This is a genomic window from Streptomyces sp. NPDC087270 (assembly GCF_044744625.1).
GTDB lineage: Bacteria > Actinomycetota > Actinomycetes > Streptomycetales > Streptomycetaceae > Actinacidiphila.
This window is the reverse complement of the sequence record NZ_JBIUYR010000010.1, coordinates 237,687-252,699: the sequence shown is the minus strand read 5'-3', so window position 1 is coordinate 252,699 and position 15,013 is coordinate 237,687. Positions and strand designations below refer to the sequence as shown.

Genomic DNA, 15,013 nt, shown 5'->3' with positions numbered 1-15,013 from the left:
GGTCTCAGCTCTCGGCAATGACCACGGCCGAGGCGATGCCCGCGTCGTGGGAGAGCGAGACGTGCCAGTTGCGGACGCCGAGAGCGGCGGCGCGGGCGGCGACGGTGCCCTGGACGGCGAGGTGCGGCTGGCCGGCCGGGGACGTGGTGATCTCCGCGTCGAGCCACTGCAGGCCCGCGGGCGCACCCAGCGCCTTGGCGAGGGCCTCCTTGGCGGCGAAGCGGGCCGCCAGCGAGGCGGACCCGCGCGGGGCGCCGGAGGGCAGCAGCAACTCGGCCGGGGTGAAGAGGCGTCCGGCCATGCCCGGGGTGCGGGCCAGAGCCGCCTCGAAGCGCTGGATCTCGGCAACGTCGATGCCGACGCCGACGATCACGCCGCGCCCGCTGCCGTGCCGGGGACCGTGCCGGGGACCGTACCGGGTGCCGTCCGGGATGCGGTCCGGGATGCGGTCCGGGGCGCCGTCCCGACCGGACCGCCCTGCCGCGTGCTGCCGTCCATGGAGGTCAGCTTAGGGCGCGGCGGGCGACCTGAACGCCGTCCGCACCCGCCCCCGCGGCACCGCCGGCCCGCGGCCACTGGACAATGGCCCGGTGCCGACCACGCCGCCGCTCGCCGCCGCCACGAGTCCCTACGTCGACCTGACCCGCGCCCAGTGGAGCGCGCTGCGCGACCATACGCCGCTGACGCTCACCGCCGAGGAGGTGGAGCGGCTGCGCGGGCTCGGCGACGTCGTCGACGTGGAGGAGGTGGTCGACGTCTACCTGCCGCTGTCCCGGCTGCTGAACCTGTACATCGCCGCGCACAGCGGGCTGCGCGGCGCGCTCAACACCTTCCTCGGCGCGGCGGCCGGACCGGCCGGCGTGCAGCCCGGCACGCCGTTCGTGATAGGGGTGGCCGGCAGCGTCGCGGTCGGCAAGTCCACCACCGCCCGGGTGCTGCGCGCCCTGCTCGCCCTCCCCCAGGCCCCGTCCGGGGGCGCCGTGCGGCCCCCGCGCCGCGTGGAGCTGGTCACCACCGACGGATTCCTGCTGCCCAACGCCGAGTTGGAGCGGCGCGGGCTGATGGCCCGCAAGGGCTTCCCCGAGTCCTACGACCGCCGCGCGCTCACCCGCTTCGTCGTGGACGTGAAGTCCGGCCGCCCCGAGGTCACCGCGCCGGTCTACTCGCACCTGAGCTACGACATCGTGCCCGGCGAGCGGTTGACCGTGCGCCGCCCGGACATCCTGATCGTCGAGGGGCTCAACGTCCTCCAGCCCACGCTGCCCGGCAAGGACGGCCGCACCCGGATCGGCCTCGCCGACCACTTCGACTTCAGCGTGTACGTCGACGCGCGCACCGGGGACATCGAGCAGTGGTACCTCGACCGCTTCCGCAAGCTGCGCGCGACCGCCTTCCAGAACCCGGACTCGTACTTCCGCAAGTACACCCAGGTGCCCGAGGAGGAGGCGCTGGACTACGCCCGGCTGATGTGGCGGACCATCAACCAGCCGAACCTGGAGGAGAACGTGCTGCCCACCCGCAGCCGCGCCACGCTGGTGCTGCGCAAGGGCGAGGGGCACAAGGTCCAGCGGCTGAGGCTGCGCAAGCTCTGACCGGCCGGCGCCCGGCAGCCGCCCAGAACCACCCCCGCCCCACTGCGGCGGACCCGCCTCCCGGCCCTCCCACCCCGCGCTACCCGACGGAGAGCAACCCGTGCTTCATCTGCGGCTGATCGTGCCGTCCGACCGCACCGAGCAGGTCTGCGACCTGGTACGGAACACCGTCGGCGCCACCCACCTGACCCGGCTGCGCGGCGCCGCGCTCGACCCGCCCGGCGACCTGCTGACGTGCGAGGTGGCCCGCGAGGCGGCCGACCCGCTGCTGGCCGCGCTGCGCGAGCTCGGCATCAGCGAGACCGGCTCGATCTCGGTGGAGCCGGTCGAGTTGACGCTCTCGAAGAGCGCCGACCGGGCGGAGGAGGAGGCACCGGGCGAGGGCGCCGACGCCGTGCTGTGGGAGTCCCTGGTCGAGGAGACCCACGAGGAGTCCTCGCTGACCGTCACCTATCTGGCGTTCCTCACGGTGGCGACCATGCTCGCCGCCTACGGCGTGATGCTGGACAGCTCGATCCTGATCGTCGGCGCGATGGTGGTCGGCCCGGAGTTCGGCCCGCTGGCCGGGTTCTGCACGTCGCTGGTCCGGCGCGACGCGGCGCTGGCCCGGCGTTCGCTGGTGGCGCTGCTGATCGGCTTCCCGCTGGCGGTGCTGCTCACCGGCGCCTTCGCGGAGATCCTGAACGCCGTCGGCCTGTTCACCCAGGCGAAGTTCTCCGCCCCGCACCCGGCCACCCAGTTCATCTGGCAGCCGACCGCGGACTCCTTCATGGTGGCCTTCCTCGCCGGAATCGCCGGAATACTGTCGCTGACGTCGGCGAAGTCCGGCGCGCTGGTCGGCGTGGCGATCTCGGTGACCACCGTGCCGGCCGCCGCGAACGCCGCGCTGGCCATCTCGTACACCGACTGGCACGAGGTCTGGGGCTCCACCGTGCAGCTCGCGCTGAACCTGGCGGGCATCGCGATGGCCGGCACGCTGACGCTGCTCGCCCAGAAGTGGTACTGGGCGAGCAACGTGCAGCGGTATCCCAAGGGCCTGTTCACCCGGCGCGGCCCGGGCCGGGCCCCGCGCTGACCTTCCGCCGGGCCCGTACGCGTACCCGTCCGCCGGGCCCGGGCACTACCCGAGCGTCGCCTTGACCAGGTCCGCCAGCCGGCCGGCCACCGTGCGCGCGTGGTCGATGTCCGCGGCCTCGACCATCACCCGCACCAGCGGCTCGGTGCCCGAGGGGCGCAGCAGGACCCGTCCGGTGGTGCCGAGTTCGGCCTCGGCCTCGGTGACGGCGACGGCCAGTTCGGGCGCGCGGGACATCCGGCTCCTGTCGACGTCGGGGACGTTGACGAGCACCTGGGGCAGCCGCTGCATGACGGTGGCCAGGTCGGCGAGCGAACGGCCGGTGGCGGCGACCCGGGCGGCCAGCAGCAGCCCGGTCAGGGTGCCGTCGCCGGTGGTGGCGTGGTCCAGCACGATGACGTGGCCGGACTGCTCGCCGCCGAGCGCGTAGCCGTGCTCCTTCATCGCCTCCAGCACGTAGCGGTCGCCGACCGCGGTCTGCACGAAGGTGATGCCCTCGCGCTCCATGGCCAGCTTGAAGCCGAGGTTGGACATCACCGTGGCGACCACGGTGTTCTCCCGCAGCGTGCCCTGCTCGCGCAGCGCCAGCGCCAGCACCGCGAGGATCTGGTCGCCGTCGACCTCCTCGCCGGCCGCGTCGACGGCCAGGCAGCGGTCGGCGTCGCCGTCGTGGGCGATGCCCAGGTCCGCGCCGTGCTCGACCACGGCGGCCTTGAGCAGGTCGAGGTGGGTGGAGCCGCAGCCGTCGTTGATGTTGAGGCCGTCGGGCTGGGCGCCGATGGTGATCACCTCGGCGCCGGCCCGGGAGAACGCCTCGGGCGACACCCGGGAGGCCGCGCCGTGCGCCTCGTCGAGCACGATCTTCAGGCCGTCGAGCCGGTTCGGCAGCACCGCGACCAGGTGGGCGACGTAGCGGTCGAAGCCCTCGTCGTAGTCGCGGACCCGGCCGACGCCGGCGCCGGTCGGGCGGACCCACGGGGCGCCGGTGCGGTGCTCCTCGTAGATCGACTCGATCCGGTCCTCCAGCTCGTCGTCGAGCTTGTGGCCGCCGCGGGCCAGGAATTTGACGCCGTTGTCCGGCATCGCGTTGTGGCTGGCGGAGAGCATCACGCCGAGGTCGGCGCCCAGCGCGCCGGTGAGATACGCCACCGCGGGAGTGGGCAGCACACCGACGCGCAGGACGTCCACGCCCGCGCTGGCCAGGCCCGCCACCACGGCGGCCTCCAGAAACTCACCCGAGGCACGCGGATCGCGCCCGACCACGGCCACCGGCCGGTGTCCGGCGAAACTGCCCGCCTCGGCCAGTACATGCGCCGCCGCGACCGACAGCCCGAGCGCCAGCTCCGCGGTCAGGTCGGCGTTGGCGATGCCCCGCACCCCGTCGGTGCCGAAGAGTCGTCCCACAGTGTTTCCTCCGATGCGATGCGGCGGCTCTGCTTTGCGGTGCTTGCGGTGTGCCGCGGTACTGCTGGGTGTCGCGGTGCCGCTGGGTGTCGCGGTGCCGCTGGGTCGTACAAGCACACATATACGCCCCTAGCTCATCATGCGAACGCCCCGGAGGCACCGATGTGCCTCCGGGGCGTTGCGTTGCGCGCCGAACGGGGGTGAAGCGGAACGCCCGACTCCCCCGTCGGGACGACTAGCGCTTGCTGAACTGCGGCGCCTTGCGGGCCTTCTTCAGACCGGCCTTCTTCCGCTCGACCGCGCGGTCGTCACGGGTCAGGAAGCCGGCCTTCTTGAGCGGGCCGCGGTTGTTGTCGACGTCCGCCTCGTTGAGCGCACGGGCGACACCCAGGCGCAGCGCACCGGCCTGGCCGGAGATGCCGCCGCCGGAGATGCGGGCGACGACGTCGTAGCGACCGTCGAGCTCGAGCACCTTGAACGGCTCGTTGACTTCCTGCTGGTGCACCTTGTTGGGGAAGTAGCCCTCAAGGGTGCGGCCGTTGATCTTCCACTTGCCGCTGCCGGGGATGATCCGGACGCGGGCGATCGAGCGCTTGCGGCGGCCGGTGCCGGCAGCCGGCTGCGGGTCGCCGAAGCGGGAGGCGAGCGACTCGGAGGTGTACTCCCCCTCGACGGCCTCGGACTCGAAGGTCGTGATCTCGTCGTAGGACTCTTCGCCCTCGACGACGGTCTCGGCGGTGGTCTCAGCCACGATTCTCCTCAGATTCTTTCTGGTAGCAGGTGGCCGGGACTACTGCGCGACCTGGGTGATCTCGAACGGCACCGGCTGCTGGGCAGCGTGCGGGTGCTGGTCGCCCGAGTAGACCTTCAGCTTGGTGAGCATCTGGCGGCCCAGGGTGTTCTTGGGGAGCATGCCCTTGACGGCCTTCTCGACGGCCTTCTCCGGGCTCTTGGCCAGCAGCTCGTCGTAGCGCACGGAGCGCAGGCCGCCGGGGTACCCGGAGTGGCGGTAGGCCATCTTCTGGGTCTTCTTGTTCCCGGACAGGTGCACCTTGTCGGCGTTGATGATGATGACGAAGTCACCGGTGTCGACGTGGGGCGCGTAGATGGGCTTGTGCTTGCCCCGCAGGAGAGTCGCGGCCTGGGTGGCCAGGCGACCCAGGACGACGTCCTGCGCGTCGATGACATGCCACTGGCGCTGAACGTCGCCGGGCTTGGGGCTGTACGTACGCACGGTCGTTAGCCTTCGCTATCTTCGGTGAGTTGGTCCTGACAAGGCCACCCGGCGATCACGACAGCCTTGGAGACACAAGGGGACGCAACCCATGGGCCTACCGCTGGTCATCGGCCCGGTGGACCGGCGTAAGGGCCTCTCACGTGAGATAGAGCAAGCCAATACGCATAACGACATCGCAGAATACCCGTGTGGTCCCTGCCGGGTCAAAACGATCCCCTGCGGGGGCCGGAGGCGCGGGGAACCGCGCGACCAGCCACCCACCGACAGGTGGTCCCTCGACCGACAGAACGCACCACCCCCGGGGGGTCAGCGCGGCCGGTCCACGCGGCGCTCGTCCCAGACCGGCTCCGCCGTCTCGCGGACCAGGCCGTCGGAGCCGAAGACGAGGTAGCGGTCGAAGGCGCGGGCGAACCAGCGGTCGTGGGTGACCGCGAGGACCGTGCCGTCGTACGCCTCCAGGCCGTCCTGGAGGGCCTCCGCGCTCTCCAGGTCCAGGTTGTCCGTCGGCTCGTCCAGCAGCAGCGCGGTGGTGCCCTGGAGCTCCATCAGGAGGATCTGGAAGCGGGCCTGCTGGCCGCCGGACAGCTTGTCGAAGGGCTGGTCGCCCTGCCGCTCGAGTTCGTACCGCCGCAGCACGGACATCGCGCGGCCGCGGTCGCGGGCGTGCTCGGCCCACAGGATGTCCACCAGGGTGCGGCCGGTCAGCTCGGGATGGGCGTGGGTCTGCGCGAAGTGCCCGGGCACCACCCGGGCGCCCAGCTTGTGCACCCCGGTGTGCGCGACGGACGTGTCCCCGGCCAGCAGCCGCAGGAAGTGCGACTTGCCCGAGCCGTTGGAGCCCAGCACCGCGACCCGCTCGCCGTAGAACACCTCCAGGTCGAACGGCCGCATCAGGCCGGTCAGTTCGAGCTGCTCGCAGGTGATCGCGCGCACCCCGGTCCGGCCGCCCTGGAGCCGCATCCGGATGTCCTGCTCGCGCGGCGGCTCCTGCGGCGCGCCGGCCTCCTCGAACCGCCGCAGCCGGGTCTGCGCCGCGTGGTACCGGGAGGCCATGTCGGGGCTGATGGCCGCCTGCTGCCGCAGCCGCAGCACCATCGCCTTGATCTTGGCGTGCTCCTCGTCCCAGCGGCGGCGCAGCTCCTCGAACCGGGCGAACCGCTCCTTGCGGGCCTCGTGGAAGGTGTCGAACCCGCCGCCGTGCACCCACGCGGTGGACCCGGCCGGGCCCGTCTCCACGCTGACGATCTTCTCCGCGGTACGCGACAGCAGCTCGCGGTCGTGGCTGACGAACAGCACGGTCTTACGGGTCTGCGCGATCTGCTCCTCCAGCCAGCGCTTGCCCGGCACGTCCAGGTAGTTGTCCGGCTCGTCCAGCAGCAGCACCTCGTCGGGGCCGCGCAGCAGCGCCTCCAGCACCAGCCGCTTCTGCTCGCCGCCGGAGAGCGTCTTCACCTCGCGCCACTGCGCCCGGTCGTACGGCACCCCGAGCGCCGCCATGGTGCACATGTCCCACAGCGTCTCCGCTTCGTACCCGCGCGCCTCCGCCCACTCGCTCAGCGCCGTGGCGTACGCCATCTGCGCGGGTTCGTCGTCCTGCGCCATGATCGCCAGCTCGGCGGCGTCGACGGCCTTCGCGGCGGCCTGGATACGGGGGTGCGCGACGGACACCAGCAGGTCGCGGACGGTGCGGTCGTCGCGGACGCTGCCCACGAACTGCCGCATCACGCCGAGGCCGCCGCTGACGGTGACGGTGCCGCCGTGCGGCTTCAGCTCGCCGGAGATCAGCCGCAGCAGTGTCGTCTTGCCCGCGCCGTTGGGGCCCACCAGGGCCACCGCGGCGCCGTCGCCGACCCGGAACGAGACGTCGCCGAGCAGCGCCCGGCCGTCCGGGAGGTAGTACTCGATGTGCGCGGCTTCCACATGACCCATGGCCCGGATTCTCCCTGCCTCCACGGACCTGCCCCAAGTCCTTTTCCGGGGCCTCGGCGGCAATATGATGCGCCACATGAGTGAAGGGCCGGGGCAGCAGCCCCCGCAGGAACCCCGTAACCAAGCCTCCGACGGCCCCCGCGAGGTCCTGGAGGGACGCGTCATCCCCTCCCGCACATCCGACCCCCGGCGCGGCTTCGCAGGCCCTCCGCAGCACGCGCGGCCCCGGGAGGAGGCGGAGCAGGACCCCCAGGGCCCTGCCGCCACGGCACCCGGGGGCGCCACCCCCGACGGCCCCTACAGCTTCCGGCCGGGCGGCCCTGGCGGCCCCGGTGGCCCCGGAGGCCCTGGCCGGCCCGGTGGTGGGGCAGCCGCGGGGCAGCAGCCCCCGCACACCCCCACGCAGGCCGCCCCGGCGCCGCCCGGCCCGGCGCAATACCCCGGCCCGGCGCAGAACCCCGGCCCCGCCCAGGGCGGCCCTCAGGGCCGGCCGGGCCAGCCGGCCGGCGGGTACGGCTTCCCGCAGCAGCAGCCACCCGCCGCCCAGGGCAACCCCGGCACACCTCCCGGCGGCCAGGGCGGATACGGCTTCCCCCAGCAGCAGCCACCCGGAACCGCGGGCAACCCCGCCGCACCCCCTGCCTCCCAGGGCGGATACGGCTTCCCGCGCCCGCAAGGCACCGGTGGGCCGGGCGCTCCGGGTGGTCCCGGCGCGGGCGGCGGCAACGGGCCGGGGGCGCCCTCGACCGGCCCGGCACCCGCGAGGGGGCCCGGCCCGGCCTCGGAGCCGGGGACGCCGGACTGGGGCGCCCTGGCCGAGGAGCAGGCCAGCGGGGCGGCCCGGCGGCGCCGGGTCATGATGCTGGTCGGCGGGATCGTCGCGGTGGCGGTGATAGCCGGAGGTGTGGCCACCGCCGTGGTCATGTCCGGCAAGAGCTCGGGCCACGCCATCGCCGACCCGAGCGCGTCGGGGAGCGGCACGGCCAGCCAGAAGCCGCTGCCGCCCGAGCCGTCGTTCTCCTCGGTGGCCCCGCCGCCGCCCGCGAACCCGCTGGACTTCCTCTCCACGGCGGCGAAGGACAAGGCGCCCATCACCCCGGCGTCGCTCTTCCCGGGCAAGCAGTTCGTGCTCGGCGGCCGCACCTACGTCAAGACCAACAGCGCCAGCACCACCAGCTGCTCCTCGGCGGCCGGCGGCCAGCTGTCCGGCGTGCTCGCCTCCAACGGCTGCACCAAGCTGCTGCGCGCCACGTACACCAACGGCCAGATCGCCGTCACCGTCGGCGTCGCGGTCTTCGCGGACGAGGCGCGCGCCACCAAGGTGCACAACGTCGCGCAGTACGTCGCCCCGCTCAACGGCGGCGGCATCTCCGACTTCTGCCACGCCGTGGCCTGCCAGATGACCTCGAACTCGGTCGGCCGGTACGCCTACTTCGCGATCGCCGGCTTCAAGAACGGCAAGACCCTCACCGCGGGCAACACCACGGGCACCCAGGCCGCCAACGACGCCTCGGACTTCGCCTTCCAGCGGATCGTCCAGCGCGGCCGCGACGCGGCGCAGGCCCAGGCGAACAAGCAGTAAGGACGCGGGTAAGGACCCACCTCCAGGAGGCGGGTCCTTACACCCCAGCTCCTCACACCGCGGGCCCTGGCACCCCGGGTCCTTCCAGGCAGCCGGGCAGCGTCCGCATGTTGCGGGCCTCCCGGCTGCGCGCAGCCAGCAGCTCGTCCGCCGGGTAGCCGACCTCCTCCAGCGTCAGTCCGTGCGGCCGCACCACGTTGACCGCCGAGTGCCGCTCCCGTCCGGCCAGCACCTCCGCCGGGAAGCCGACCGGCCGGTGCCCGTCGCCGACCAGGATCATCGCGCCGACCAGCGCCCGCACCATGTTGTGGCAGAAGGCGTCGGCCCGTACGGTCGCCACCGCCAGGCCGTCCGCGGTCCGCTCCCACGACAGGTCGAGCAGGGTGCGGATGGTGGTCGCGCCCTCCCGCTTCTTGCAGTACGCGGCGAAGTCGTGCTCGCCGAGCATCAGCTTCGCGGCGTCGTTCATCAGGTCCACCTCCACCGGGCGGTCGTGCCACAGCACATGGCCGCGCAGCAGCGGGTCCACCCCGCCCGGGTGGTCCCCGATCCGGTACGCGTAGCGGCGCCACACCGCCGAGAACCGCGCGTCGAACCCGGACGGCGCCCGCGCCACCCCCCACACCCGCACATCCCACGGCAGCCGCCCGGCCAGCCGGCGCCGCAGCTTCCCGCTCTCCCGCTCCCACACCTCCGCCGGCAGGTCCACGTGCGCCACCTGCCCGCGCGCGTGCACCCCCGCGTCCGTGCGGCCCGCCACCGTCAGCTCGACCGGGTCCGGCAGCCGCAGCACCGTGCCGATCGCCGACTCCAGCTCCCCCTGCACCGTCCGCCGGCTGCGCTGCTTCGCCCACCCGGAGAAGTCCGCCCCGTCGTACCCGAGATCCAACCTGACCCGTACGAATCCGGCCGCCGGCCCCTCGCTCACCCGTCGCTCCTCGCGCCTCGTGCCCCGGGTCCGGTGCCCCGTCCGGTGCCTGTGCCACCTGCTTCGGCCCGCGCCCACGCCACGGCGCGCACCGCCCTCACCCTCGCCATACGGCGGCGGGCCCGCACCCCGGAGGGTGCGGGCCCGCTCGTCGGTCCTCGGAGATCCGGGGAACCGTCAGGACGCTCAGGCGTCCTTGGACTCCTCGTCCGCGGCCGCGTCGGCCTCGGGCGCGGCGTCCTCGACCGGCGCGTCCTTCTTGACGTCGGCCAGGGCCTCGTCACCGGCGCGGTCCTTGGCGGAGCGCTTGGTGGCGGCCTCGGCCTCGCCCACCGCGTTCTGCTGCACGGTGAGGGCTTCCACCAGCTCGATGACCGCCATCGGGGCGTTGTCGCCGCGACGGGGGCCGATCTTGGTGATGCGGGTGTAGCCACCCGGGCGGTTCTCGTACCGCGGCGCGATCTCGGTGAAGAGGGTGTGCACGATCCCCTTGTCGGTGATCTGCTGCAGCACCTGGCGACGGTTGTGGATGTCGCCCTTCTTCGCCTTCGTGATCAGCCGCTCCGCGACCGGGCGCAGCCGGCGCGCCTTGGCCTCGGTGGTGGTGATCCGGCCGTGCTCGAAGAGCGACTTCGCGAGGTTCGCGAGCAGCAGCTTCTCGTGCGCGGCACTCCCGCCCAGACGGGCGCCCTTAGCGGGCTGGGGCATGGTCCTTCTCCTTCTACGCTGCACCGGCCGTGTCAGGTACCGATGTCAGTGCGAGCCGGCGGCCGCCGACTCGTCAGTACCCGAGGCTCGCGCCTCGGGGCTCCCCGAAGGGGCGCGGGGTCCTCCCCCTGGGCCTGGCGGCCCGGGAGTTCCCACGCGCCCCTTCGGGGCATGTCACACGTCAACCGTCGGAGACGGTCAGTACTGCTCGGTCTCCACGAAGCCCGCGTCCACGTCGTCGTCGGCGCCGAAGGCGTCGGCGGCGGCGGTCGGGTCGAATCCGGGCGGGCTGTCCTTGAGGGCCAGGCCCATGCCGGCCAGCTTCGCCTTGACCTCGTCGATCGACTTGGCACCGAAGTTGCGGATGTCGAGCAGGTCCGCCTCGGAGCGGGCCACCAGCTCGCCCACCGAGTGGATGCCCTCGCGCTTGAGGCAGTTGTAGGAGCGGACGGTGAGTTCCAGCTCCTCGATCGGCAGCGCCAGGTCCGCGGCCAGGGCGGCGTCCGTCGGGGACGGACCCATGTCGATGCCCTCGGCGTCGACGTTCAGCTCGCGGGCCAGGCCGAACAGCTCGACCAGGGTCTTGCCGGCCGACGCCATGGCGTCACGCGGCCGCATGGCCTGCTTGGTCTCGACGTCGACGATCAGCTTGTCGAAGTCGGTGCGCTGCTCGACACGGGTCGCCTCGACCTTGTATGTGACCTTGAGCACCGGGCTGTAGATGGAGTCGACCGGGATACGGCCGATCTCCTGGCCCTGCTGCTTGTTCTGCACCGCGGAGACGTAGCCGCGACCGCGCTCGACGGTCAGCTCCATCTCCAGCTTGCCCTTGGCGTTGAGCGTGGCCAGCACCAGGTCGGGGTTGTGCACCTCGACACCGGCCGGCGGCGCGATGTCGGCGGCGGTGACCACACCCGGGCCCTGCTTGCGCAGGTACATCACGACCGGCTCGTCGTGCTCCGAGGAGACGACGAGCTGCTTGATGTTGAGGATGAGGTCGGTGACGTCCTCCTTGACGCCCGGCACGGTGGTGAACTCGTGCAGGACCCCGTCGATCCGGATCGAGGTGACAGCCGCACCCGGGATCGAGGAGAGGAGCGTACGACGCAGGGAGTTGCCGAGGGTGTAGCCGAATCCCGGCTCCAGCGGCTCGATCACGAACCGGGAGCGGAACTCGTCGACGACCTCTTCGGTCAACGAGGGACGCTGAGCGATCAGCATGTGTTCGGTCCTTCAGTCGTGGGCGCCCGCTATTTGACGCCCCCTGTACTACGAGGGTACGGGTGGCGCGGCGAAACCGTCGTGAAACGGCCGCCGCACCACCCCCCACCTGCGAACTTCTACTCGACTACTACTTCGAGTAGAGCTCGACGATGAGCTGCTCCTGCACCTGGGTGTCGATCACCTGGCGCTCGGGCATGCTGTGCACCAGAATCCGCAGCTTGCCGGCGTTCGACTCGAGCCACGCGGGCACGGTCTTGTCGCCGGCCTCGCCCTGCGCCACCGCGAACGGGGTCAGGTTACGAGAGCGCTCGCGGACCTCGACGATGTCGTTCACGGCCACGCGCGCCGACGGGATGTCGGTCTTGCGGCCGTTGATGGTGATGTGTCCGTGCCGGACCAGCTGACGGGCGTGGTCACGGGACTTGGCGAAGCCGGCCCGGTACACCACGTTGTCGAGGCGGGTCTCGAGGATGCGCAGAAGGTTCTCACCGGTCTTGCCGGTCTTCTGGTTCGCTTCCTTGTAGTAGTTCACGAACTGCTTCTCGAGGACACCGTAGATACGCGCGCACTTCTGCTTCTCGCGAAGCTGGAGAAGGTACTCGCTGTCCTTGGTGCGCCCGCGTCCGTGCTCACCCGGGGGGTAAGGACGGATCTCGATCGGGCACTTCGCGCTCTCGCACTTAGCTCCCTTGAGGAAGAGCTTCTGCTTCTCCCGACGGCATCGCTTGCAGTCGGCCCCGGTGTAACGCGCCATTGTCTCAGTTCTCCTGTATCAGCTGGTCAGACGCGGCGGCGCTTCGGCGGGCGGCAGCCGTTGTGAGGGGTCGGGGTGACGTCCTGGATCGAACCCACCTCGAGGCCGGTGGCCTGGAGGGAGCGGATCGCGGTCTCGCGGCCGGAGCCGGGACCCTTGACGAAGACGTCCACCTTGCGCATGCCGTGCTCCTGCGCGCGGCGGGCAGCCGACTCGGCGGCCATCTGCGCGGCGAAGGGGGTGGACTTGCGCGAGCCCTTGAAGCCGACGTGACCGGCGGAGGCCCAGGAGATCACGTTCCCGGCAGGGTCGGTGATCGAGACGATGGTGTTGTTGAACGTGCTCTTGATGTGGGCGTGCCCGTGAGCGACGTTCTTCTTTTCCTTGCGGCGCACCTTCTTGGCTGCGCCCTGACGGCCCTTAGGAGGCATGTGTCAACTTCTCCCGGTGGAGGTGATCGGTCCTACAGCGAAGACCGCTGATGGGGTCTGGCTGTCGGACTACTTCTTGCCCGGCTTCTTCTTACCGGCGATGGCGCGACGCGGGCCCTTGCGGGTGCGGGCGTTGGTGTGAGTGCGCTGGCCGTGGACCGGCAGGCCCCGACGGTGGCGCAGACCCTGGTAGCAGCCGATCTCGACCTTGCGGCGGATGTCGGCCTGGACTTCACGGCGGAGGTCACCCTCGGTCGTGTAGTTCTCGTCGACCCACTTGCCGATCTTGACGAGGTCTTCCTCGGCAAGGTCGCGGACGCGGGTGTCGGGGTTCACACCGGTGTTCTTCAGGATCTCCTGGGCGCGCGAGCGCCCGATGCCGAAGACGTAGGTGAGGGCGATCTCCACGCGCTTCTCGCGCGGGAGGTCAACGCCTGAAAGGCGTGCCATGTGCTTGGCTCCTGGTGTTCTCGGAGGTCTTCCGCAGTTCCGGGTTCCCTTCCGCCGTACCAGGTACGGAACGGGTCCCCGGCCTCCACCGGGGGTGTCATCCCCGTACCGGACGGGGATGGGAACTGCGTATGTACGCGTGGTGCGTCGCGCGAAGTTCTGCTGGTGCAGGGGTGGTCGGCGGGCGTCAGCCCTGGCGCTGCTTGTGGCGCAGGTTGTCGCAGATGACCATGACCCGGCCGTGACGGCGGATCACCTTGCACTTGTCGCAGATCTTCTTGACGCTCGGCTTGACCTTCATGGGACTGAGGTTCTCCGGGTCGTGGTGAGATCTACAAGCGGGTTACTTGTATCGGTAGACGATCCGTCCGCGCGTCAGGTCGTAGGGAGACAGCTCCACGACGACCCGGTCATCCGGAAGGATTCGGATGTAGTGCATCCGCATCTTGCCGCTGATGTGCGCGAGGACCTTGTGACCGTTCTGCAGTTCCACCTTGAACATCGCATTCGGCAGAGACTCGATCACGGTGCCCTCGATCTCGATGGCGCCTTGCTTTTTGGCCATGTCCTGCTTTCGGGATCGGCTACCGGGGTCGGCTCCGGACATGCCGGAAGACACGCGGGGCCGACATATGAGTCTACGGCAAGCGCCGCTGAAACACGAATCGAGATGTATGCCCACCGAGCGTGATCGTTACGCGCGGAGGCCACCCCTCGCCGGCGAGCCGAAGGACGGGTTCAGCCGGCCGGAGGCGAGAAGGCGCTAACGAAGCGGGTCGGGGGCGGTGGTGATGCCGTACTCCGCCAGCTTGGCCTTGCCCCCGTCAGGGGCGGTGAGCACCAGCGGGCCCTGCTCGGTGAGGGCGATGGTGTGCTCCCAGTGCGCGGACCAGGAGCCGTCGTCGGACTTGACGGTCCACTCGTCCTCCAGCACGTGGGTGTGCGGTGTGCCGAGTGTCACCATCGGCTCGATCGCCAGGCACAGCCCGGGCACCAGCCGGATGCCGCGGCCGCGCTTCTTGGTGACGTAGTTGAGCACGTGCGGGTCCATGTGCATCTGGGTGCCGATGCCGTGGCCGCCGTACCCCTCCACGATGCCGTACTTGCCCGAGGACGGGCGCGGCTGGCGGCGGATGTACGACTCGACCGCCTGCGAGATGTCGTCCAGCCGGCTGCCCTTGCGGAAGGCGGCGATGCCGGCCCACATGGACTCCTCGGTGACCCGGCTCAACTCGGCCAGCTCCGGGGCGTGTCCGGTGCCCACCAGGCAGGTGAAGGCCGCGTCGCCGTGCCAGCCGTCGACGATCGCGCCCGCGTCGATCGCGAGGATGTCGCCGTCCTTGAGCACCGTCACGGCGTCCGGGATGCCGTGCACCACCACGTCGTTGACCGACGTGCAGATGTTGCCGGGGAAGCCGCCGTAGCCCAGGAAGTTGGGCTTGGCGCCGTGGTCGGCGATCACCTTCGCGGCGACCTCGTCCAGGTCCTTGGTGCTGGCGCCCGGTACGGCCGCCGCCCGGGTCGCCTCGTGGATCGCCGCGACGACCAGACCGGCCTCCCGCATCTTGGCGATCTGCTCCGGGGTCTTCAGCTCCACCATCGCGGCTGATGCCTTCCTTGCTGCCGTGAGTCGCTACTGCCGTGAGTCGCTACTGCCGTAAGTCGTTGCTGCGGTAAGTCCTTGCCTCCACCAACCATA

Annotated in this window: 17 protein-coding genes; 3 read left to right on the top strand and 14 right to left on the bottom strand. The window is 71.3% G+C overall.

Features of this window, described 5'->3' with window-relative positions:
• Window positions 1–4 precede the first annotated feature (4 nt).
• A complete protein-coding gene (locus ACIPAE_RS21765) occupies window positions 5–373 on the bottom strand; it encodes a holo-ACP synthase (RefSeq protein ID WP_328468142.1) in 369 nt (122 codons plus the stop codon).
• 217 nt (window positions 374–590) lie between these two features.
• Here ACIPAE_RS21765 and coaA point away from each other — a divergent pair, with 217 nt between their 5' ends.
• Entirely contained in the window at window positions 591–1,592 is a 1,002-nt protein-coding gene (coaA, locus tag ACIPAE_RS21760; RefSeq protein ID WP_402447272.1) for a type I pantothenate kinase, read from the top strand.
• 100 nt (window positions 1,593–1,692) lie between these two features.
• Window positions 1,693–2,667, top strand: coding sequence for a DUF389 domain-containing protein (locus ACIPAE_RS21755; RefSeq protein ID WP_366411457.1), 975 nt, complete (start codon window positions 1,693–1,695; stop codon window positions 2,665–2,667).
• 45 nt (window positions 2,668–2,712) lie between these two features.
• Here ACIPAE_RS21755 and glmM read toward each other — a convergent pair whose 3' ends face one another.
• From glmM to ACIPAE_RS21735, 4 genes are all read right to left on the bottom strand, one after another.
• Window positions 2,713–4,071 carry a phosphoglucosamine mutase gene (gene glmM, locus ACIPAE_RS21750; RefSeq protein ID WP_329365767.1) on the bottom strand — a complete coding sequence of 453 codons (1,359 nt, stop codon included), beginning with the start codon at window positions 4,069–4,071 and terminating at the stop codon, window positions 2,713–2,715.
• Between the two features lie 235 nt (window positions 4,072–4,306).
• Window positions 4,307–4,822, bottom strand: a complete 516-nt coding sequence (gene rpsI / locus ACIPAE_RS21745; protein ID WP_328468134.1) for a 30S ribosomal protein S9 — start codon at window positions 4,820–4,822, stop codon at window positions 4,307–4,309.
• 39 nt (window positions 4,823–4,861) lie between these two features.
• Window positions 4,862–5,305, bottom strand: coding sequence for a 50S ribosomal protein L13 (gene rplM / locus ACIPAE_RS21740; RefSeq protein WP_103886886.1), 444 nt, complete (start codon window positions 5,303–5,305; stop codon window positions 4,862–4,864).
• A gap of 309 nt (window positions 5,306–5,614) precedes the next feature.
• On the bottom strand, window positions 5,615–7,237 hold the full coding sequence (locus ACIPAE_RS21735; protein WP_329365771.1) for an ATP-binding cassette domain-containing protein: 1,623 nt from the start codon (window positions 7,235–7,237) through the stop codon (window positions 5,615–5,617).
• Between the two features lie 76 nt (window positions 7,238–7,313).
• On the opposite strand from ACIPAE_RS21735, the gene ACIPAE_RS21730 reads away from it, so the two are divergent.
• A complete protein-coding gene (locus ACIPAE_RS21730) occupies window positions 7,314–8,819 on the top strand; it encodes a hypothetical protein (RefSeq protein WP_402447268.1) in 1,506 nt (501 codons plus the stop codon).
• 52 nt (window positions 8,820–8,871) lie between these two features.
• On the opposite strand, the gene truA is transcribed toward ACIPAE_RS21730, so the two are convergent.
• The 9 genes from truA to map all read right to left on the bottom strand — a co-directional run bounded on the left by truA (window position 8,872) and on the right by map (window position 14,914).
• A complete protein-coding gene (gene truA, locus ACIPAE_RS21725; RefSeq protein WP_402447266.1) occupies window positions 8,872–9,747 on the bottom strand; it encodes a tRNA pseudouridine(38-40) synthase TruA in 876 nt (291 codons plus the stop codon).
• A 186-nt stretch (window positions 9,748–9,933) separates the two neighbouring features.
• Window positions 9,934–10,455: a 50S ribosomal protein L17 gene (gene rplQ / locus ACIPAE_RS21720; protein ID WP_329365777.1), complete on the bottom strand. Its 522-nt coding sequence runs from the start codon at window positions 10,453–10,455 to the stop codon at window positions 9,934–9,936.
• A gap of 198 nt (window positions 10,456–10,653) precedes the next feature.
• Window positions 10,654–11,676: a DNA-directed RNA polymerase subunit alpha gene (locus ACIPAE_RS21715; protein ID WP_093786121.1), complete on the bottom strand. Its 1,023-nt coding sequence runs from the start codon at window positions 11,674–11,676 to the stop codon at window positions 10,654–10,656.
• A gap of 130 nt (window positions 11,677–11,806) precedes the next feature.
• Window positions 11,807–12,433, bottom strand: coding sequence for a 30S ribosomal protein S4 (rpsD, locus tag ACIPAE_RS21710; RefSeq protein ID WP_328468123.1), 627 nt, complete (start codon window positions 12,431–12,433; stop codon window positions 11,807–11,809).
• Window positions 12,434–12,459: 26 nt separating this feature from the next.
• Window positions 12,460–12,864 carry a 30S ribosomal protein S11 gene (gene rpsK, locus ACIPAE_RS21705; protein WP_006376016.1) on the bottom strand — a complete coding sequence of 135 codons (405 nt, stop codon included), beginning with the start codon at window positions 12,862–12,864 and terminating at the stop codon, window positions 12,460–12,462.
• 69 nt (window positions 12,865–12,933) lie between these two features.
• Window positions 12,934–13,314: a 30S ribosomal protein S13 gene (gene rpsM, locus ACIPAE_RS21700; RefSeq protein ID WP_328468121.1), complete on the bottom strand. Its 381-nt coding sequence runs from the start codon at window positions 13,312–13,314 to the stop codon at window positions 12,934–12,936.
• A 187-nt stretch (window positions 13,315–13,501) separates the two neighbouring features.
• Window positions 13,502–13,615, bottom strand: a complete 114-nt coding sequence (gene rpmJ, locus ACIPAE_RS21695; protein ID WP_003956441.1) for a 50S ribosomal protein L36 — start codon at window positions 13,613–13,615, stop codon at window positions 13,502–13,504.
• Between the two features lie 42 nt (window positions 13,616–13,657).
• Window positions 13,658–13,879, bottom strand: coding sequence for a translation initiation factor IF-1 (gene infA / locus ACIPAE_RS21690; protein WP_003956442.1), 222 nt, complete (start codon window positions 13,877–13,879; stop codon window positions 13,658–13,660).
• A 198-nt stretch (window positions 13,880–14,077) separates the two neighbouring features.
• Window positions 14,078–14,914: a type I methionyl aminopeptidase gene (gene map / locus ACIPAE_RS21685; RefSeq protein WP_329365783.1), complete on the bottom strand. Its 837-nt coding sequence runs from the start codon at window positions 14,912–14,914 to the stop codon at window positions 14,078–14,080.
• Window positions 14,915–15,013 lie beyond the last annotated feature (99 nt).